The sequence below is a fragment of the Bradyrhizobium sp. BRP19 genome (assembly GCF_020194195.1).
Lineage (GTDB): Bacteria > Pseudomonadota > Alphaproteobacteria > Rhizobiales > Xanthobacteraceae > Bradyrhizobium > Bradyrhizobium yuanmingense.
Genome location: NZ_JADYVZ010000020.1, coordinates 15,393 through 34,132 on the forward strand (window position 1 = coordinate 15,393; position 18,740 = coordinate 34,132).

The 18,740-nt window shown below is 58.6% G+C and carries 22 protein-coding genes and 1 pseudogene; 3 read left to right on the forward strand and 20 right to left on the reverse strand.

Annotated features, from left to right (window positions below; translation table 11 throughout):
• Positions 1–768: 768 nt before the first annotated feature.
• The 4 genes from nifW to nifH form a co-directional block, all read right to left on the reverse strand.
• Complete coding sequence (gene nifW / locus I6F36_RS33555; protein WP_225144494.1) at positions 769–1,110, reverse strand: nitrogenase stabilizing/protective protein NifW; 342 nt, start codon at positions 1,108–1,110, stop codon at positions 769–771.
• Positions 1,111–1,584: 474 nt separating this feature from the next.
• Positions 1,585–2,772, reverse strand: a complete 1,188-nt coding sequence (gene nifV, locus I6F36_RS33560) for a homocitrate synthase (RefSeq protein ID WP_225129642.1) — start codon at positions 2,770–2,772, stop codon at positions 1,585–1,587.
• A gap of 295 nt (positions 2,773–3,067) precedes the next feature.
• Complete coding sequence (locus I6F36_RS33565; RefSeq protein ID WP_225144562.1) at positions 3,068–3,859, reverse strand: nitrogen fixation protein NifQ; 792 nt, start codon at positions 3,857–3,859, stop codon at positions 3,068–3,070.
• Between the two features lie 148 nt (positions 3,860–4,007).
• Positions 4,008–4,892 (reverse strand): nitrogenase iron protein, encoded by an 885-nt coding sequence (gene nifH, locus I6F36_RS33570; protein WP_027571409.1) that lies wholly within the window; start codon positions 4,890–4,892, stop codon positions 4,008–4,010.
• Positions 4,893–5,302: 410 nt separating this feature from the next.
• On the opposite strand from nifH, the gene I6F36_RS33575 reads away from it, so the two are divergent.
• Positions 5,303–5,461: a hypothetical protein gene (locus I6F36_RS33575; protein ID WP_225129550.1), complete on the forward strand. Its 159-nt coding sequence runs from the start codon at positions 5,303–5,305 to the stop codon at positions 5,459–5,461.
• 862 nt (positions 5,462–6,323) lie between these two features.
• Complete coding sequence (locus tag I6F36_RS33585; RefSeq protein WP_225129552.1) at positions 6,324–7,067, forward strand: OmpW family protein; 744 nt, start codon at positions 6,324–6,326, stop codon at positions 7,065–7,067.
• A gap of 442 nt (positions 7,068–7,509) precedes the next feature.
• Here I6F36_RS33585 and I6F36_RS33590 read toward each other — a convergent pair whose 3' ends face one another.
• The 15 genes and pseudogenes from I6F36_RS33590 to I6F36_RS33660 form a co-directional block, all read right to left on the reverse strand.
• A complete protein-coding gene (locus tag I6F36_RS33590; protein ID WP_225129554.1) occupies positions 7,510–7,857 on the reverse strand; it encodes a ferredoxin in 348 nt (115 codons plus the stop codon).
• 1,166 nt (positions 7,858–9,023) lie between these two features.
• On the reverse strand, positions 9,024–9,497 hold the full coding sequence (locus I6F36_RS33595; RefSeq protein ID WP_225129556.1) for a Rieske 2Fe-2S domain-containing protein: 474 nt from the start codon (positions 9,495–9,497) through the stop codon (positions 9,024–9,026).
• Positions 9,494–9,715: a hypothetical protein gene (locus I6F36_RS33600; RefSeq protein WP_225129557.1), complete on the reverse strand. Its 222-nt coding sequence runs from the start codon at positions 9,713–9,715 to the stop codon at positions 9,494–9,496. Before I6F36_RS33600 ends, I6F36_RS33595 begins: the two co-directional genes overlap by 4 nt.
• A 267-nt stretch (positions 9,716–9,982) precedes the next feature.
• Positions 9,983–10,483: pseudogene (locus tag I6F36_RS33605) on the reverse strand (aminotransferase class I/II-fold pyridoxal phosphate-dependent enzyme); the annotation flags it as partial.
• Between the two features lie 34 nt (positions 10,484–10,517).
• Complete coding sequence (locus I6F36_RS33610; protein ID WP_225172935.1) at positions 10,518–10,793, reverse strand: DUF6129 family protein; 276 nt, start codon at positions 10,791–10,793, stop codon at positions 10,518–10,520.
• A 34-nt stretch (positions 10,794–10,827) separates the two neighbouring features.
• A complete protein-coding gene (locus I6F36_RS33615) occupies positions 10,828–11,187 on the reverse strand; it encodes a DUF3024 domain-containing protein (protein ID WP_225129561.1) in 360 nt (119 codons plus the stop codon).
• Positions 11,188–11,201: 14 nt separating this feature from the next.
• Positions 11,202–11,441: a nitrogen fixation protein NifZ gene (locus tag I6F36_RS33620; RefSeq protein WP_225129563.1), complete on the reverse strand. Its 240-nt coding sequence runs from the start codon at positions 11,439–11,441 to the stop codon at positions 11,202–11,204.
• Entirely contained in the window at positions 11,438–11,752 is a 315-nt protein-coding gene (locus I6F36_RS33625; protein WP_225129565.1) for a nitrogen fixation protein NifZ, read from the reverse strand. The genes I6F36_RS33620 and I6F36_RS33625 overlap by 4 nt, the downstream gene beginning before the upstream one ends.
• Positions 11,753–12,109: 357 nt before the next feature.
• Entirely contained in the window at positions 12,110–12,334 is a 225-nt protein-coding gene (locus I6F36_RS33630) for a 4Fe-4S binding protein (RefSeq protein WP_225129566.1), read from the reverse strand.
• Positions 12,335–12,343: 9 nt separating this feature from the next.
• A complete protein-coding gene (gene nifB, locus I6F36_RS33635) occupies positions 12,344–13,843 on the reverse strand; it encodes a nitrogenase cofactor biosynthesis protein NifB (RefSeq protein WP_225144561.1) in 1,500 nt (499 codons plus the stop codon).
• A gap of 640 nt (positions 13,844–14,483) precedes the next feature.
• Complete coding sequence (locus I6F36_RS33640) at positions 14,484–14,822, reverse strand: hypothetical protein (protein WP_225144492.1); 339 nt, start codon at positions 14,820–14,822, stop codon at positions 14,484–14,486.
• A gap of 241 nt (positions 14,823–15,063) precedes the next feature.
• Entirely contained in the window at positions 15,064–15,288 is a 225-nt protein-coding gene (gene nifT / locus I6F36_RS33645) for a putative nitrogen fixation protein NifT (protein WP_027571421.1), read from the reverse strand.
• The gene (nifS, locus tag I6F36_RS33650) at positions 15,285–16,451 is read right to left on the reverse strand and encodes a cysteine desulfurase NifS (RefSeq protein ID WP_225129568.1); all 1,167 of its coding nucleotides are present in this window, start codon (positions 16,449–16,451) and stop codon (positions 15,285–15,287) included. Before nifS ends, nifT begins: the two co-directional genes overlap by 4 nt.
• Positions 16,452–16,551: 100 nt before the next feature.
• Entirely contained in the window at positions 16,552–16,788 is a 237-nt protein-coding gene (locus I6F36_RS33655) for a NifU family protein (protein ID WP_306469170.1), read from the reverse strand.
• Entirely contained in the window at positions 16,788–17,108 is a 321-nt protein-coding gene (locus I6F36_RS33660) for an iron-sulfur cluster assembly accessory protein (protein ID WP_225129572.1), read from the reverse strand. The genes I6F36_RS33655 and I6F36_RS33660 overlap by 1 nt, the downstream gene beginning before the upstream one ends.
• Before the next feature lie 263 nt (positions 17,109–17,371).
• Between I6F36_RS33660 and I6F36_RS33665 the strand changes: the two genes are divergently transcribed.
• Positions 17,372–17,962 (forward strand): hypothetical protein, encoded by a 591-nt coding sequence (locus I6F36_RS33665; protein ID WP_225129648.1) that lies wholly within the window; start codon positions 17,372–17,374, stop codon positions 17,960–17,962.
• Between the two features lie 8 nt (positions 17,963–17,970).
• On the opposite strand, the gene I6F36_RS33670 is transcribed toward I6F36_RS33665, so the two are convergent.
• Positions 17,971–18,366, reverse strand: a complete 396-nt coding sequence (locus I6F36_RS33670) for a Rieske 2Fe-2S domain-containing protein (RefSeq protein WP_225129574.1) — start codon at positions 18,364–18,366, stop codon at positions 17,971–17,973.
• Positions 18,367–18,740: the final 374 nt, after the last annotated feature.

Here is an 18,740-nt window from a genome sequence, read left to right on the forward strand (position 1 = left end):
GCGCGCCGGGTTCGACGAATGCGGCCGCGGTGATTCTGACCGGTCGCTTCCATGCCTGAGTTGGCGTGTCCGTTCGCTGCGCAATACCTGCGCCTCACTTTCGGCCCAGCGGCTCCACATTGACTGTGACGGCGAGGGCGATCCCCGCAACGCACCTGTCACGCAATCCATCCCGCGCCTCCAGCGCCGACAACCCGCATGCGCCGACCTTGGCCCTCTTCCTAACGTGCTGTCCGCCATGAGATGGATACAAATCTGAGCGGAATCGGGGGCCGATTTGATGGGGATGACGCTGTGCATACCCTCTCCAGGTGTAGCGCGAACGGGCGACTTATCCATTGACCACCATCTGACCGTCGATACGGAACTTCGATCGCGTCAAAGACCATTTCGAACGGACCTGCGCGATCGTAGGCCACGAGATGATGCCGCAGCGCTCGGCAGGCACTAAAAGCAGCATCATGGGTCTCCTTCAATCTCATCTCGGACCACTAGCATCTGTCGGCAGCGATGATCATACCGGCAGGACAACAGCAAGTGTCGTACCAGTTGCAAAAACCCTTGAAAGTCAGTCGAAAGTAATGGTTTGGGAGACACTTGAAATAGCCGCTGATACCGTGGACACGACCAGTCCAGACATGGGTCGGGAATACGACAGGCGCCGCTCGGGTCGTGGTTGCAGAGAGTTGACCCGGATAAGGACGAAGGCTGCACATCGGGTTGCCATGGCGCCCCGCCGGCAAACCTTGCTTGCAGTGGACCGCGAGATCACTTCAGCTCGCTCAACGGGACAAAGGCAGCGGCCTTCTTAGGGTCTGCGACGGCATCCTTCAAAACCTTGAACACTCGCTGGTCGATCGGTGACGATGCCACGAAATCGGCATAGGCCTGCTCCAGCATCGCCTTGCACCGAGCTCTGATTTCCGGCTCGGCGGCACCAGCAAATTGCTCTTTGGCAAGATACTGTCCCATGCGCTTTAAGATGTGAAGGCGCGCGACATTCACGATCTTAGGGTCGTAATCGACGCCTAGCAGCAAAAAAAAATCCTCTGCCGACGAGGCCTTGCTGAGCCGAACCAGGATACCGGCTGCCGGGGATGAGTTGATCATCGAAACTTCTCCTTCAGATTAGCTCTGGACGGTCAATGAGATGGGGTTGCGCCTGTTGACTGCTGCCGTCCTGCCTCGCACAGCTGATGCGCACGCCACAGCCCGACTCCGGAAAGCGGTGCTCTCAACTTCGCTGCCCAGATCGGCGGGTCCGCCGGTGACGAAGCCAGTCCCGATGAAGATCCGGGATCAATGGCCAAACCACGATCTAGGTTGACGCTCGTCAGGACGGTCGTCGGACCGGAAATCAGCCGCGCGAGAAGATGCCGATTGGCAGTCCGGGGACGGCTCGTCATTGGGTAGGAGATCACAGCATGTATGGCGGAACGGGAACTAAGATTTGGAGGTGAGATCGCGCCAGGGATCTGACGTGCGAAAGCTGGGCGCCGCTTGCGCCATCAGCGACATGGGACACTGTCCTTGCGGCGCGTCGGTTTGCGAAGGGTCGACGCAAACCTTGCTGGGCACGGCTTTTCACGCGGGCTGGGTTGCCAAGCATCCGCACACGTCGCGCCAGATCGCCGCCACGGTTTCGCGCTCGACTGGCAGCTTGTGCTCGATCGCATACTTGCGGACTTGCGACAGGATCTGCCTGGCTTGATCGTCGCTGGCGACGAGCTGCAGTTCATCGAGTAACGCGGTGATCGCCGCAAGTCCGGAATGCTTGCCGAACACAAAGCGGTTGCAGCGGCCAAGCAAAACGGGATCAAGCGATTGATAGGTGCGTCGATCCTTCAAAAGGCCAGCGACATGAATGCCGGATTCGTGCGTAAATACATGCTGTCCGACGATCGCCTTGTTCATAGGAATCGCACGTGCGGCCGCGGCTGCTACCACCGTGGCGACGTTCTCGAGCTCCCGGAGTATGATGCCGGTCTCGCGCCCGTAGAGCTGCTTGAGTGCGACCGCGATTTCCTCGAGCGGTGCATTTCCGGCCCGCTCGCCCAGCCCGATGACGGTCACTGAGGCGTGGCTCGCGCCAGCCCTGATGGCGGAGAGCGTGTTCGCGGTTGCGAGTCCTAAATCATCGTGACCGTGAAATTCGAGTTCGAGATCGGTTGTCGCACGCAAATTTCCGACCAGCGCGTAGGTCGCGTCGGGATCGAGCACACTGAGCGTATCTGCAATACGAAAACGACGCGCGCCCGCGGCTTCTGCAGTCGCCATCAGCCTGATGAGAAAATCAATGTCGGCGCGGGAGGAGTCCTCACCACCGACGGCGACCTCAAGTCCGCGCTCACAGGCATAGCCTACCACTCGCTTCACCCGTTCTAGCGCCAGGTCGCGATGACCACCTAGCTTGGCCGCGATCTGAACATCGGAGGTCGGGATCGAGATATTGATCATGGACACCTTTGCTTCGATCGCCGCGTCGACGTCAGATTCCCGCATCCGGCACCAGCCTATGGTGGTCAGCGGAAGATCTGCTTCGACAATGGCGCGGATGGCGGCGATCTCCTCGTTGCCCATCGCCGGCGTTCCCGCTTCGATCTCCGTGACTCCGGCCCGCGCCAGCGCCTGCGCGATCGCCAGCTTTTCCTCTGTGGTGAACGCAACGCCAGGTGCCTGCTCGCCGTCGCGCAATGTCGTGTCGTTGAGCACGGTAGGCTTGGCGCGCACCTGGTCGGACCAGGACGATTTGGCGGCGGTGCTGGCGGCAATCACGCGAGAGCTCCTCATTGTTTGACCTACCTACGCTTCAGCAACCAGCATGCCAGCCTGCCATCCCGTCCAACCCATTGACGAATGACCCCTTCCGTCCTCGACCTTCTTGAGCAAATGAATTGTCGCAAATGCGACAGGTCATGAAGCGGACGCCTTGCCTGTTGCTACGCCGAGTTCGAACGTTAGCAATTGCGGCTCGCCAGGATGTGAGAATTGTCGCGGTCCACTTGGGCCCGCCGCCGCCTTGGACACATGGTCACTCGCTCACATCGAAGCGGCGTCGGCCGCGCCCTCAACCTCCCGCGCGACTTACCAAATCCGGCGAGTCTTTCTCGGATGACGGGGCGATAGCGGACGCTCCTGGCAGTTCAGATGGACAGTCTCCGGCAACGACCGGCCGAGCCGCCCGGAACAGAAGATCGCGCCGGCGCTCGGCCATCCGGCTCTCACCGCTTTCTTCGCCGAAGCACAGGTTGAAGTCGTCACATTGCTTGCACACAGGTGTTGTGCACATCACGAGCCCTTCATTCTCGCAAAGCATGCGGTAGAAGAAACGCTTCCAGCGCATATTGTTGACATTGCGCGCGGCGAGCGGCGCGAAATGGCGGCTCAGCAGCCGAGAGAGTTCGCCACGATTGCGCAAGCCGAGCGCTTCCCACAGGTGGTCTGGCTCAATGGCACGGCGCGCGATCATCGCAGCCAGCCAGCGGCCGATATCCCCTTCCGTCGAGCGTTGCTCGAGCAAGAGATCGCGCAAAATTGCGATCTCGTCGTCCTCTTCGCACTCGAAATCCGAGAGCTGCTCCGCGAGCTTGATCTCAAGCGAGGGAAAGTACTGCTCCAGCAAGGCCACCAGTTCAAGGCCGGACAGGCCAGCCTTCTCGGGAAGAGAGCCACCATCCATTGTGGCAGCCGCCAGGATAGACGCCAGGACATGGCGATCGAGATCGCTGTCAATGGTAATATCGGCATCTGTAGGAGGCACACCGGTGAGCATGCGATAGGTTGCAATTCCCCTGTGCATCTGGCTGTTGATATCAACGGCACAAGCAGCCGGCGACGGAAGGAAGTGCGCTTCGAACATAATTTTGCGGGTTTCCACAATGGTCAGGTTTGCGTGCCGCATCCTGGTTTTGATCAGGGTCGATCGTCAGAATGCCGGCCTCCCGGGATGGGCGGTGAGGGAGACCGGCATCCGTCGCGCGCCTTTACAAGGCCGCGACTCGCGACCTTTACGAGGCCGCGAGTTCGGCGGCGGTCTTGCCGATGATGGATTCATCCACGGGCTTCATGATGCCATGCTCCATCAGCATGTCCTCGAGCTCGTCCATGGAGATTGGGGTCGGGATGATGCCTTTGCCGCCATTGTTATGAACCTTGGTCGCAAGATTGCGATAGTGATCGGCCTGCTTGGAATCGGGTGCATATTCAAGCACCGTCATGCGGCGTAACTCGGCATGCTGCACCACGTTGTCGCGTGGCACGAAGTAGATCAGCTGAGTGCCTAGCTTCTTGGCCAACGCTTCCGCCAGTTCCAGCTCCTTGTCGGTCTGCCGCTCGTTGCAGATCAGACCGCCCAGCCGCACGCCGCCAGAGTTCGCGTATTTCAGGATGCCCTTGGAAATGTTGTTCGCAGCATACATCGCCATCATCTCACCGGACATCACGATATAGATTTCCTGCGCCTTGTTCTCGCGGATTGGCATCGCAAAACCACCGCAAACGACGTCGCCGAGCACGTCGTATGAGACATAGTCAATGTTCTCGTAGGCTCCGTTCTCCTCCAGGAAATTGATCGAGGTGATGACGCCGCGGCCGGCGCAGCCGACACCCGGCTCAGGACCACCGGACTCCACGCAGCGAATGTCCTTGTAGCCGACCTTCATTACGTCCTCGAGCTCGAGGTCCTCAACGCTGCCGGCGCTCGCTGCAAGGCTCAAAATCGTGTCTTGCGCCTTGGCGTGCAGAATCAAGCGGGTCGAGTCCGCTTTCGGATCGCACCCTACAATCAGAATTTTCTGACCCATCTCGGCCAGCGCCGCCAGCGTGTTCTGCGAAGTGGTCGACTTGCCGATGCCGCCCTTCCCGTAGAACGCGATTTGTCTCAGTGAAGACATGTTGCTCTCCATCAACCGATTTGCCAAAAGTTGCGCGCTTCTTGCGCGCGAGCTTGTTTCTCTCTCAGAAACGGGGGCACACGGGTTCGAGGGAAGGAGCGCATCGCTCGTGTTACGCGTCGGCGTGCACTCAGCCCTCACTCAGTGTTGCTGTCGCTTATTAGCAACCGCCGTGCCAACGCTTGACCGCGCTCCTTAAGCTTCTGATTACGTTTCTAAAAAACACCAGCCGGTGAGTGAGGCCTTGGCTATTTTGGATCTGACAGGATCTGCGCGACTGTCAGAAAACTAACAACGACCACAACAATCTACGCGAAAAGCCGATTTGGCGAGACCTGTTCCGATGCCTTCTGGTGTGGAACGGCACTTTGTCCTCTTCTCGCAAGCCGGGCGATCCTAGGACAGTGAATATGCCGGTCGGGCTCGAAACCTGGCGGACCAGCCGCGAGTGTTGCAAATACGGTACGGCGCTTGATGCGCTGACATTGGAGATGATCGGCAAGAAATTCGAATGGGCTCCCGAAAGCAGCCGCGCCATGCCAATCGTTCAGCTCAGCGCGCCTACATAGGTATGTCGTGGCGACAATCATCTTTTATCAGAAGCCCGGCTGCGCCACTAACGCGCGTCAGATTCAAGCTGAAGTCCGACGTGATCGCCCGAGACATCTTGAAAGATTCATGGGATGCGGAGAAATTGCGCGGCTTCTTCGGCAATGTGCCGGTCAAAGCCTGGTTCAACCGAGCTGCCCCCCGTATCAAGTCAGGCGAAGTCAATCCGATACTATCGACCCGGCAAGCGCGCTCGCATTGATGATAGTCGATCCGCTCCTGATACGACGACCGCTGATCGACGTAGACGGGGCACGATGTGCCGGACTCGATCATGAGCCCGTGCTGTCCCTGCTTGGCGGCAACACGCAAGATGATCTCGGCGGATGCTTGCACGAAGCAAACCGTACGCGTTGTCCGCAGACGTGAGAAACGGGCGGAGGGTACCCACCGCTATCAAGCGAGGCAGAGATGCCGTTTCCCACTTCCGGCTTCCTTCACCGGTAGTAAGCGACGGGACCTTCCCTGAGACGCTCGCACGAGTGACTGCTCCGTAAGGGGCATCGCCTCTATTGCGCTAGAATGCCGCGCTTCTCGCCTGTGTAGTGTGTGAGAGGCCGCCGCAGTTGCCGCCTTTATCGCGCATGACCTCCGCGGCACGGATTGGATCACAGCACCAAGGCGAGAAGCGGTTTCTTGAAGACATTCTGCTCTATTCAATTGAATAACGATCAGAACAGATCACAACGCTTCGCGGCCGTGATCCTTATGCAACTTAGCGGCATAATTGCGCTATGGCCGCTCCCATTTGATCGGTATCAAATCCTCCGCCATTCCCCAGTGTCACAGAGATCTCGCGCGGCTCTTCGCGCCGATTTTGGAATGGAGAATTCGATGAGAACAAGGACAGTTCTGACGAGGGCATCGCTCCTCGCGCTCGCGACCTCGTTGGCCAGCATCTCGGTACAGGCTGCGGATCTGGGTCGGACGCCGGTCTACTATAAAGCGCCTCCGATCGAACCCTTCAATCCATGGATGATCCGCCTGCGCGTGCTTGGCGTTTTGCCGGATACCGCAGGCAGCTCGGTCAGCATCGCCGGGGCCCCCTCGCTGTCCTCACCAAGTTCTGGCCTTTCGATCAGCGATCAAGCCGTACCCGAGCTCGACATCACCTATTTCTTCACAAAAAACGTTGCCGCCGAACTCATTCTCGGCGTGACCAGCCATCACATCAGCGGCAATGGCGCGCTCACTGGCCTCGATATCGGCAAAGCCTGGCTGTTGCCGCCAACACTGACCCTGCAATATCACTTCACCGAATTCGGCGCGCTCAAACCCTATATCGGTGCGGGCATCAACTACACCGCATTCTTCAACCAATCGGCAGCCAATACGTCGCCCGCCGGTCTTGCGGTGACGGATTTGCACATCAGCAACCAATTCGGCGCGGCGGTCCAATTCGGCTTCGATTACATGCTTGATCGTCACTGGGGCCTCAACTTTGACGTGAAGAAGCTGTGGCTGCGGCCGGAGTACTCCGCGACCGTAAACAATGCGATTGCCGTCACCGGGCGCGCCAATATCGATCCATGGCTCGTCAGCGGCGGCGTCACTTACAGGTTCTGACGCTAGAACAGGAGCAGAATGGGGAATCCGTTTGATCATTCCGGACGTACGAGCTCATCGAGCGCGTCCCCTAACCTCACCGCTGTGCAAGCAGGGAGCGAGATGACGCGTCAAGGACGCGTCATCTCACGAGAAGCGGGGAGCCATTCGCAGCATTGCTCTCGCTGTAAGCTACGGATCGCGCGGCATGGAGTGACGGTACACAAACAGATCGACCCAGCATGTGTTCATATTCTTGTTCGCGTTGCAAAAGGCGCCATTTGCCGATCGGCCCGGAGAAAAAAGGCAACACCCGCGCCGAGGTCAATGACCTGCTGTTCGCAGACCCAGAGCGTGAGGCCTCCGCTCAACCTCAGACGATCCTAGCTCCGGGCGGCCAGCTCATGGACTGACAAGCCGTCCATGCTTGCTAGCCCGGGCACGTGGCCGCTGGGCGAAGCCTCTAGCTTCGCTTTAGCACCATCACAAGGCGGTCGACACGTTTGCCCTGCTTGAGGTGGGAGTTTACGATTTCGTCAACGTCCTCAGGCGTGGTCGCGCGATACCACACTCCATCGGGATAGACTACCATCAAGGGACCAGCGTTACAAAAGCCAAGGCAGCCTGCCATCGTGAAGCCAATATCGTTGAGGCCTTGCGCTTCGACCGCCTTGCTCATTCGATCCCACAGGGCTTGCGCGCCAAAGGCGCCACAGCTGCCGTGCGGATGAGTTGGCGGACGCTGCATGTTGCAGGCAAAGACATGATGCCTATAAAGTTGAGGAAGTTCGAATTCGGCTTCTGAGTTCATGCGCCTGTCCTGTGATCAATGGGCTTCATCTGAAAAGATGACAAGGTGCGAGCACGTCGCTCCCACAATCTCTTACGATTAAACGCTGCATCGAAGACTTTGATGCTACTGATTCCCACTCGCGCTTGCCAATGCTGGCGAAATGAGCGGGTGCCATAGTGGTTGTCATCGCTGAAGATCAGCGATAGACACCTTCGCGTCCGGATCAGCCTCTTTGATCAATTCCAACCTCTTCTGCCATCATCGCGACCTTTTTACTCCCGCATCACTTGCTCATCATTCAACTTCTCCAAAGCAAGTTGCACACCAGATGCGTAACGTTCGTTTGTCCAACGATCCCTTCCTTTTCGCGGCGCGACTCACAATTATTGCGCAGGTTGCGACAACGTCGTTCGCTTCTGTTTCGGACACGACAAAACTCGCATAGCATTTGACCTCCCGCCTCGGCCTGCTGCTGTGTTCCGTCGCTGCCGATCTATCGTTTGCTCAACAGATAGCGCCTGTCGCAAGAGCCCAACGAGACAGCGATGATTGCTGAGCCACCTTTGAGGCTGCAGACCAAGCCGGCCGCAATCCCGATTGGCAGGAACGTTAAACCGGCAACGCAGCGGCCCGCAGGCTTCCCACGATACACGTCAAGACGCGCTTGCAGCGGCAAATTTGCGACGAACAACGAGCACCTGCTCACATGCATTTGCTCCTAACGGGTCCTAGCTGACATCCGCTAAGGGCCTCGCACGAACGGAGTGGCATGGCAGTTGCAGCGCAGGCAATAACGCCAGCTGCGTCCGCCGGCCAAAGAGTTTTGACACAGGATCGTCATTCCTCCTCCCCAAACGGTCCTGTCAGTCTGGGCCCCACATTCTCCCAGCCCAGACGATGCCCTCGGCGAACTTCCAGCCGCCGGGGGCATTTCCCTCTCCAACATATCGCCTGCAGTAGGAAGCATGTCCTGCCTGCCCGCTCGATTTGGCGAGCTAGTGCAAGGGCAGCTTCTTGGTGCGACGGAGGTCGCGGAGTGGCAGGGCCGCAATCCGCGCAAGGTGCCCGTTTTGTCTCACAAATCAACAGCCGTGACACGCATCTGCCAACGCTCACGAGTACGACGGCTTCATCCGACGGCAAGGCGCCTCAAGCAGCTTGAGCATAACAAAGCGATAGGCCCGTTAGTCCGGATGGATCGTGATATCCATGGTTTCGTCGCTGTCCGCGAACGGGTCGGCAGACCGATCGTCCTCCAGCAGCCTGACGCCGCACAGGCAGACGTCACCTTCGATCACGGCGAGCGGTACCGGCTCAAGCGATTGTCCATCGCAGGGGCCGTCGATGCACATCCCAGTGTCGATCTCGAATCTTGCGCCGTGCCGGCCGCATCTGAGAAAGGAACGGTCTGACGAGAAAAACGCACCGGTGCCGATGTTAAGCCAGACGCTCTCATGCGGACAACGATTGACGTAACCAAAATAGTCGTTGCCGAAGGTGCGCACCACAATAATTGGAAACGGGCGGCTCTCGCCCCTATCATCGATCCGCGACAGGCTGAAGCCCATGGCCCCACTCCGCTCGAGGGCATCGGCCGGGCAGACGGCAAAAACCTCGGTCTTATCGCTCATCAGGTCGCCGATTATCGGTTCGCTCATCCCGGCCTCGCAGTTTCCTGCTTGAAGGCTTCGATCGCAGTCCGGCTCAGCCGAAAAATCCCGCGGCCACGAGCGAGCGGCCGATAAGCCGAGCTGGCACGGGCGTTCAGGACATCAAACCATTGGATCGGCGTGAGCTTCGCCGGACGCTCACTGATCTGGATCACCCTCCCGTCCGGACCGAAGCGGACGTGGATGATGACTTCTTGCGAGCTCATACCGATCACCTGTTTTGGCAACTCTAAGGATCCCGACCGTACACCGACGATCTCGACTCGGGCACCTTGGCGCGTGGGGGCTCAAGCCGCGCCTTAGACGCCGCGCCTTTTGTACTATCGAGCAGGTATTCTTCACCCGCTTGGAGCATTTCTCGCGCGGACTTAACACGAGTGCGTGCCTCCAACCGCACGGCGTGCTCCCGCATTTGTGTGGATCACGATCCGCACCAGGCAACGCTGCCACAAGCGACGTATGCTCAATCCGTCCTTGTAGCTCGATCCAATCGCCTCGGTGTAATCCTCCAAAAGCAGCAGCTGATGGCGCTGCGCGACCGCACGCAGTTCCGACCACGGCGCGGGATGACCGTTAGGATTGCCGGCGACAATCGCCCGCGTGTTGGCCGTGATGCGCTCTTTGGCCTTCGCTGGGACTAATGCTCCCGACCAATAATCGACATCTGCAAATACCACTCGTGCGCCCGCGAGACTGGTGGCATGCGCGGTTTCGCGAAAGGAGTAGGGCGAGGCGAAAACCTCCTGCCCCGGGCCGATGCCGAGCGCCTTCAGCGCAAGCAGGAGCCCGATGGTACCACTCGAGACCGCATCAGCATATTTGCGACCAAGATAGGCGGCGAAAGCGTGCTCAAACGCCTCAGTGATCCGCCCGTTGGAAATTTGCGGCGAACACAGCAGCGTCTCCACGGCAGAGAGCTCAGAGAAGGTGATATCGGAATCGAACAGTGGAATGAATGATGTATTCTCCTCCACAGTGTGCGCACCATCAAGCCGATACTCTGCTAGTTCAGTGCTCACCGCCGCACATTCCTTTTGGCCATACGATGCCGGTCGCCCGCGTCGGATCGGCCGTAATCTGCACGCAGTGATCTGATCCATCGATCAGATGAAGGTCGAAACGCGGAAACTGCCGGAACGGCTGATCCGCCACATCCGACGCATCACAGCGCACCCAAGCAAGCTGTGGAAAGCGGTGCCGCAGCTCGACAAACGGACCCATCTCGGCGCGATCGGCTGCAAGCAGCCGCTCGATTTCGATCAATTCCTCCGCGGTGAGCGCCATCGTGGCTCCTCTATGACTCGTCAAAGGCGCGGCGTCATTGCCAGAACAGACGCTCCGGATCCGCATTCAATTCGTCGATTGCAGAAGTCAACCGATGGTAAAGGCTGTAAAATTCCCAGGTTCCTCGCGCGTGGTTCTTGCGAAACAGCTTCCAGATCCCGCTCACGGCATCATAATGAATCAGTGCGACATCGATGAGAGCGCCATCCTTGTCGATGTTGCGCGAGCAACAGGGGCTCTCGACGAGGTAGCCGCCCCTCACCGGCGTCACGTTCGGCGAGACGTAGAGATAACGCTTGCGCGAGCTCAAGCCGCGCTCGATCCGTTTGCGATCGAGTTCGTTGGGGTGAGGCACCAGCCCGGCCTTTACCGTTCTCATCAGCGCGGCATTCATCGCGAAGCCTCCATTCAAAGCACTGTGATTTCTTCTTCAAGACAGCCGATGAGCATCTGCTCACCAAAATCGACAATATAGATCGGCACGTTCGCTTCGGTATGGATCGCGACGTTGATGATCTCGCCGGTCGCTCCGGCCGCGAGCAAGACTCCCTCGGGCTCCATGTCGGGATATGAGTGGTCGTTGATGAGGTCGACTGCGGTTTTGACCCGCTGGCCCCGCTGATATTTCGGAACGCCGGGCTGAGTCATGACTCCTCCGGGAATGGCAGATCATCGATCTCCTCGCACGTGTCCACCGGCTCTAGCTCCTTGCGCTTCATGCCAACGCGGTAGCCGCTTTCCAAAAACTCAACGCCGTAGATGTAGAATTGCTGCAGGAACGTGCCGATCGAGACGACATAACCGACCTCCCCCTTCTTGACTAAGACGTCGCCAATCTCCTTGCCGCGATAGGTGCCATCATTGCGGATGGTGCGATTGGCTCGCAGCTTTTGGCCAAAGCTGAAGACGGGCGGGTCGCTGAGCTCGACGACGTCGCTGTCGCGAACAATGCTGTTCATGTACCGCTCCTCATGCATCGCTCCCTCTAGAGATGTAGGAAGCTGCCTCGCCCACGGCAGGCGAGATCCTGCATCACTTCATACTCGCGCGGCGTGGTCAGTCTCATCGACGACAGCAGCGCTGGGTAGGAAGGCCGCTCTCGGAATCGCGAAACGCCTTGGACCGCCGCGCAGAATGAAATGCCCGCCAGGGCCGTGCTGCCGACCAGCAACAGCACGATCGCAGGGCAAGCCAGCGCAGTCGTCGTCCGTGATGGAGGACCGAACGTCGGCGTCCGCGCCGCCGCCAACGCGCAGCACGAAGCTTGCGACGTTTTCAGCACCCGCTCTTGGCGTGCCGTTCATGGGGTTCACACTTTAGACTGGCGCCTGGTAGCGAGGAAAGGACGTGTCAACCACACAGGTATTGTCGACCGGACAGGCGGCGACACATTGCGGCTCGTCGAAATAGCCAACACATTCAGTGCATTTCGCCGCTTCAATGACAAAGCTGCCCCCCTTCTCCGAGATAGCAACGTTCGGGCATAAGGGTTCGCAGGCTGAACAGCTCGTACACTGCGAGGCGATGATCTTGAATGGCATATATCCCCCTTAGCCTGCGGAGATCAGAGATCCTTGCGGGATCGCGGCGTCGCCGCGCTGCGCGTGCTGGATCTCCCCGCGTTTCACCTTATCCAGATAGGATCTGAACCAGGCGATCGCCGACTTCTCAATGAACTCATGGGCATATTGATCGACCGGCTCGATCCCTGCCTTGATCAGATTGCTTTTCGGGCAGCCGCCTATCTTGGAGACGAAGACCGCATGGCAGTCATGGATGCCACGCATGATGGCGGAAAGCCTGTCCTCCTCGCCATAACCGCCCTGGCAGTAAACGTCCACGCGGCGGTGGCCGACGAATTTGGCGCCGGATGTAGAAAGTTCGTAGACCTGGAATTCCTTTGCATGCCCAAAGTGCTCGTTGATCACCCCCGAGCCCTTGGTTGCGACGGCCACTAGAAGAGTGATCGCGCTCATCTCCCCGGCAAATTCCGCAAGCTCCTTTTGGGCGACCGCGACTCTGGCGGCACGCTCATGCTCTACCCTGCCCTGATATGCCTTGCGCATCTCTAGGTCATATTCGACGTCCATTTTCATGACCTGATCGGTGGTGAACTCTGCGCTGCGGTCCTGCCCGAGCAGACCGACCGCATCGGCCCGGCACTGGCGACAATGGCGCATAATTTTTATCTCTCCTTCACAAGCATCTTGCAGCGCCTTCAATTCTTGCGCCGTCGGTCCGCGCTGACCGTTGAGGCCAAATACTGTGCCGTGTTCGGGCGCGGAGATCAGCGGCATGATATTGTGAAGGAAGGCACCGCGCGACTTCACCGCCTTGTTGACCTCGATCAGGTGGTCGTCGTTGATGTTTGGGATCATCACCGAGTTGACCTTGCACAGGATACCTCGTTCGCTAAGCATCTCGAGACCTTGCAGTTGGCGATCGGTGAGTATTCTTGCCGCGTCAATACCCGTGTATCGCTTGTGGTTGAAGAAGATCCACGGATAAATCTTGGCTCCGATTTCGGGATCAACCATGTTGATGGTGATGGTGACGTGGTCAACCTTGGACTTGACGATGGTATCAACATAGTCCGGCAGTGCGAGTCCGTTCGTTGACAGACACAGTTTGATTTCGGGAGCGGCCTTGGCGACCAGCTCGAACGTCTTGAACGTCTTTGCTGGATTGGCCAGAGCATCGCCCGGTCCAGCGATGCCAAGCACCGTCATCTGCGGAATGCTGGTCGCGACCGCGAGCACTTTTCTGACCGCCTGCTCAGGCGTGAGCTTCTCGCTCACCACACCCGGACGCGATTCATTGGCGCAGTCGTATTTTCGGTTGCAGTAATTGCACTGGAGGTTGCAGGCAGGCGCGACCGCGACATGCATACGGGCGTAATGATGATGCGCTTCTTCGCTGTAGCAGGGATGGTTCTTGACCTTTTCCCAGATTTCGGTCGGCAGATCGCCTTGGCCTGCGTGCGAGCCGCAGCTCGCCTGTCCGGTCTTGGCCGAAGCGCGGCAGCGCTTATGCTCGGGGGCGGGCTGCATCATCTTGCCGCTATCCACTGCAGCTTTGACATACTTTCCGCGTTCATTTTCATTTTTCCCTGCTGGCATCATCGCCCCCCCAGGACGATCCGTGAGCGAGCCTCAAGAAGCTGGATAGCAACTTGCATGCCATGGCGCAGACGATGAAATTGCAGCCATACGCCAAGGAGTTAGCGGAAACCATCGTCGCTGGCGCACGAAAGAAGAGCAATGATGCGCTTGTTGACGATGCGACAGATACGTCGTCATTCTCACGCAGAGCTCCACGGCTTGCGCATGCTCGCGCTAAGCTCGCCGGAACCGGCTCCATCTGAACGGGTTTTCTCGCGTTGCGGCTCCCACGATACGAGCTGGGGGATCCGGGCTTCATAAGGCCACTAATGGGTGAGCAGTATCTCAACCGTGCAAGGGAACCCAATCGCAAGCGGTGTCAGGCGTTGCTCGAGTAGAAAGCGGAGCTCGTTGCGAGAGAGCGCGTCCCCATCAACGATGGCATAGTGGGTGCTGGCCGAGCGCTTGATGATCTACCGCCGCATAGCTACGCAACAGCTGTTCGTTGAAGCGACAGCCGATCAAGAGAAAGGTCTGTTCGCCTTTCCTTGATGGATGTCCGGAACTGGCGTCTGAATGTCGATTTCGGTCAACGCCTGACGTAGTCCGCGTCGGAGATAAGGAAGGTGTTGGCCGGCTGCACGCTGCCATGCGACTTGTACAGCACCCCCGTCGCCCAGCTGACGGCCACGGCACTGCCGACCTCTCGGCCAAGCGAATCGTAAAGGCGATACCAGCGATTTTCGCCAATGCCGACGCGGGTGATACCCTGCACTTCGACCCATCCATCGCGCTTATCCAGCGCCGGGCGCATGGCGGCATCATACCAGATGTCGACTATGACTCGCAGCGACAGGGACGCAAGATGATGGCGCGACCGCGTCGGCTGAACTGGCCGAGCGAAAGCCCGCGCCATCAATGCCGTCACGGCGGACCGATCTTTGCTGATCTCGACTTGTCGCGCCGACGCCAACGCATTGCCCCTAGCCGGCCGCGGCAGCGGAACCTCGCTCGAAGAAGCCGGGCAACGCCTCTGGCGTGGTCGACATATCGGATCTGCACAATTCGGCGAGGCCAGGACCGAGATGGGGAACAATGCTCGCGGCCCTCGTCCACGAGCGTGGCTTTTGCATCGGCCGCATCGACAAAGTCGATCTTCGGGGGCGCCTTCAGGGATCGTCCCCGTTCTCGCCCCGTTTTTTAGCGTTGATTGTGATCGGTAGCCGTGTGTCGCTCGCCATCTCGGGCAAATCGAGCACCCAGCCATTAGCTACTTTGATCCAGCCGCCCCATAGCGTCTCGTGCTCGGATTCCACGATTGGCTCTTCGAGATCCTTTTTTGGCACGTATATCGACAGGCCCGCGTCCGGAGACCGGCGGATCATGATTTTCACGTGGTCAACTCCTTGGCTGTGACGCAGGAGGTGGCGCGCAGGCGAGCCACGATGTCGGACACTGCGCACACGACCTCATCGACCTCCGCGAACGAGGTTTCACGTGACAGAGAAAAGCGCACCGCGCCGCGCATCCGCCACGCCGGCACCTGCATGGCACGCAGAACATGCGAAGGCTGCATTGAGCCGGAGTTGCAGGCTGATCCGAGCGACACGGCAATACCGGCCCGATTGAGATGGTGGGCGATGGCTTCGCCTTCGAGATGATCGAAGGCAATAGTGGCCGTGTTCGCTAACCGATTGCTGATATCGCCGAGCGCAACGCACTCGCCATTGTGCAAAATTCCCTGCTCTAGGCGGTCGCGCAACGCGCCAATGCGAACGCGCTCCGGTTCGAGCCGCTCCGCCGCGAGCTCGGCAGCCTTTCCCAGGCCGACGATGCCGGGAATATTCTCAGTCCCGCCGCGGCGTCCTCGTTCCTGTGATCCGCCACAGATCAGCGGCCGGAATTTTGTCCCTTTGCGCAAATATAGCGCGCCGATTCCCTTGGGGCCGTGCAGTTTGTGCGCGGATAGCGACAGCATGTCGATCGCACTGTCCTTTAGGTTTACGCGCACCTTACCGATGGACTGGACTGCATCGGTGTGAAACAGCGCGCCCGCCTCACGGGTCAACCCGGCCAGAAACTCTACAGGGAATATCGTTCCGGTCTCGTTGTTGGCCCACATAACCGAGGCGATCGCTGTGCGTGGCCCGAGCGCGCAGCGAAACGCCTCGATATCGAGCCGGCCGCGGGAATCTACGGGTACGATGTGCGTCTTGACTCCTCTTGCCGCCAATTGCTTGGTTAACGCAAGAACGGCGGAGTGCTCTACCGAGGTGGTGACAATCTCGTCTCGGTCTTCCTGCGTCGCAAGCGCAGAGAGGATCGCGGCATTATTCGCCTCGGTCCCTCCCGAAGTGAAAACGATTTCTTGATCGTATGCGTTCCCTAACAGGCCCCGCAAGCTATGCCGGGCCTGCCTCACAGCGACCGCGACCTCGTCGCCAAAGGCATGCGTCGACGAGGCATTGCCGAATTGCTCGGTGAAGAACGGCAACATGGCTTGTACAACGGATGGATCGGTCCGGGTCGTTGCATTGTTATCGAGGTAGATCGGCATTCTATTCCTCGCTCATCCATTGCCTCGCCTGCAGCAGCAACGGGGACCAGATTCAATTCGCCGAATTGATCAACCAGCCGCGCCTGAATGCCTTCCAGCGTCACCCGCGAAGTCTACAAACCGTGCAGGCACCGGTCAGCGTGACCATGATCCTGCTGCTGCCATCGATGCCTATCAGCTGACAGTCGCCATCATCGCGTGGCAGATTGGGGCGTATCTCTTCGAGAGCCCCGCGAATGCGACGCTTTAGGTCTGTCGCAGTGGACGACGATTGCCTCAGTTGTTCGGCCGGCATGCTTCGATATGTCCTCTTCATCAGCTGAACGATTTTTTTCATCAGCTGAACGATTTTCCGCAGGAGCAGTTCGCGGTGGCGTTCGGGTTGTGAAAGGTAAAGCCAGAACTCTCCAGTGCCATCACGAAATCGATGGTCGTGCCGACCAGATGCTCACGGCTCTTGTTATCGACGAACACCTTCAACCCGTCGCATTCGATCACGGTGTCGTCAGGCTTCGGTTCCTCGGCCAGGCCCATCTTGTATTTAAATCCATTGCAGCCGCCTGCTTCGATCATGACGCGCAGACCGCCGGTCGGGTGCGCCGACGATGAAATCGCGCTCTTGATTGCATTCACTGCGCTGTCCGTCAGGTTGATCACGGCTTTCCCTCATCAGCTTGGATCTAGCTGTTAAGGGCAAGTCACGTGCCAGCGCGCAGGCGCTTGATGATGCGCACTTTTTCGGACCGCGCCTGTTGACTTTGGAACCGGTGTTGGGTTCCTGACACGACTAGGCGCGGCCCCCTGACGCGTTTTCTTTCTAAGCTACGCGCGGGCAGCTACGCATGCAACGGCAAGCAATTTGCATCGCATCTGGCACCGGCCAAGGCGTCGGTGAAGAGCTTAGATCGAGGACGAATTTAATGACTGCAATCGAGAACACCGCACTCGGCAGATTTGAGAAGGAGGGCCGCCTGCTCAACGCCGTACTCAAAGGCGCGACTACCAAGCCGGGCCGGTTCGGCTTTCGTGGCGACGTCGCACTGAAGTTCCAGACTCAGGTCGCCGACGAGAAGCGACCGCCGGACTATTCGATCGAGCAGGTTCTGACGATCGCGCAGGACGGAGAACGCACTATTCCGGTGCTGGCCGGCTACCTACACTCCTTCGCGTATCTTGCTGACGTCGCGACCGTCCTTGACGGCGCCTTAAGCCCAACCGGCAGCTACTTCATGTTTTGCAACAACATCGATTTGCTGGCGAAATATCGAATCAAGTTCGGTGATATCAACTTTCACGTCTTGCCCTGCGATGAATCGACCGTTTGGAAGGAGATGATGGAGCTGGTCGGGCTCAACAAGGACGACATCAAGAAGCTCGATCCGGGCGGCAAGCTTGATTACCTCCTCGATGCCGCAAAGGATCTCGATCTGTCCTATGAGGAGATCTCTTACGACGGCGGGCTAAAGAGGATGGAGCCGGTGAAAAACCGCAACGAGAACCGCCCGGTCTGAGGCGGTCTTCAGTTGTTTGGCGATGCATCGTCTTCGACAAGACGCACGCCGAGGACACAGATATCACCATCCAGAACTGCCAACGCGATCGGCGTGAGCGCTCTACCCTGACATGGACCTTCGACGCACCGCCCGGTGCCGAGTTCGAAGGTCGAACCGTGCTTGCCGCACATCAGCCGGATGCCGCAAGGATCCAGGAATTGGTTCTGCTCCCAATCCAATTTGACGCTGTTGTGCGGGCATTTATTGACATAGCCAAGCACTTTTTTGCCCCAGCGCACCACAATGATGGACCACGGCCGGTGATTGCCGTCATCTTCAACGACCATAAGATGGAATCCCATGGCTTGGCGGCTCGGAATGTCGTTAAAGCCGCAAATTGCATAGATGGGATTTGGCTGCATTCATGCTCGCTTATTGCAAGGCGCTTTTCATTGCGTTGTGCAATCAACGTGCAAGAAGTGTGCAAGTGCCTGAGCGGATCGTGTCTGTGGTAATCCAATGCGCAAGCTTATTGCAGCTCACCCCATTACCAACGCACAATTAGGCCAGTTCGTTCGACGATTGGGCCGTGCTGCCCTTCCATGAAGCCCGCCCAGCTACAGCTTTCGGCTTCAAGCATTCTGCACGATTTGCCGGATAGCTACATGCGGTGGCTGGTCGTTGCTGCTCGTTGATGGCCACGGCCGTGGCAACCCCGTTAGGGCCCCTCGGATCGCCTATCCCCCGCGAGCATCGTAAGAGCCTCGGAGAGGGGCTAGACGGTCGTTTCGGCCGC

Bases quoted from the DNA above. Each gene is read 5' to 3' on its own strand.
- nifW (WP_225144494.1), bottom strand. From the start codon at position 1,110: ATGATCAACTCATCCCCGGCAGCCGGTATCCTGGTTCGGCTCAGCAAG.
- I6F36_RS33565 (WP_225144562.1), bottom strand. From the start codon at position 3,859: ATGTTCGAAGCGCACTTCCTTCCGTCGCCGGCTGCTTGTGCCGTTGAT.
- nifH (WP_027571409.1), bottom strand. From the start codon at position 4,892: ATGTCTTCACTGAGACAAATCGCGTTCTACGGGAAGGGCGGCATCGGC.
- I6F36_RS33575 (WP_225129550.1), top strand. From the start codon at position 5,303: ATGCCGGTCGGGCTCGAAACCTGGCGGACCAGCCGCGAGTGTTGCAAA.
- I6F36_RS33585 (WP_225129552.1), top strand. From the start codon at position 6,324: ATGGAGAATTCGATGAGAACAAGGACAGTTCTGACGAGGGCATCGCTC.
- I6F36_RS33590 (WP_225129554.1), bottom strand. From the start codon at position 7,857: ATGAACTCAGAAGCCGAATTCGAACTTCCTCAACTTTATAGGCATCAT.
- I6F36_RS33595 (WP_225129556.1), bottom strand. From the start codon at position 9,497: ATGAGCGAACCGATAATCGGCGACCTGATGAGCGATAAGACCGAGGTT.
- I6F36_RS33600 (WP_225129557.1), bottom strand. From the start codon at position 9,715: ATGAGCTCGCAAGAAGTCATCATCCACGTCCGCTTCGGTCCGGACGGG.
- I6F36_RS33610 (WP_225172935.1), bottom strand. From the start codon at position 10,793: ATGGCGCTCACCGCGGAGGAATTGATCGAAATCGAGCGGCTGCTTGCA.
- I6F36_RS33615 (WP_225129561.1), bottom strand. From the start codon at position 11,187: ATGAATGCCGCGCTGATGAGAACGGTAAAGGCCGGGCTGGTGCCTCAC.
- I6F36_RS33620 (WP_225129563.1), bottom strand. From the start codon at position 11,441: ATGACTCAGCCCGGCGTTCCGAAATATCAGCGGGGCCAGCGGGTCAAA.
- I6F36_RS33625 (WP_225129565.1), bottom strand. From the start codon at position 11,752: ATGAACAGCATTGTTCGCGACAGCGACGTCGTCGAGCTCAGCGACCCG.
- I6F36_RS33630 (WP_225129566.1), bottom strand. From the start codon at position 12,334: ATGCCATTCAAGATCATCGCCTCGCAGTGTACGAGCTGTTCAGCCTGC.
- nifB (WP_225144561.1), bottom strand. From the start codon at position 13,843: ATGCAGCCCGCCCCCGAGCATAAGCGCTGCCGCGCTTCGGCCAAGACC.
- nifS (WP_225129568.1), bottom strand. From the start codon at position 16,451: ATGCCGATCTACCTCGATAACAATGCAACGACCCGGACCGATCCATCC.
- I6F36_RS33655 (WP_306469170.1), bottom strand. From the start codon at position 16,788: ATGAAAAAAATCGTTCAGCTGATGAAGAGGACATATCGAAGCATGCCG.
- I6F36_RS33665 (WP_225129648.1), top strand. From the start codon at position 17,372: ATGACTGCAATCGAGAACACCGCACTCGGCAGATTTGAGAAGGAGGGC.
- I6F36_RS33670 (WP_225129574.1), bottom strand. From the start codon at position 18,366: ATGCAGCCAAATCCCATCTATGCAATTTGCGGCTTTAACGACATTCCG.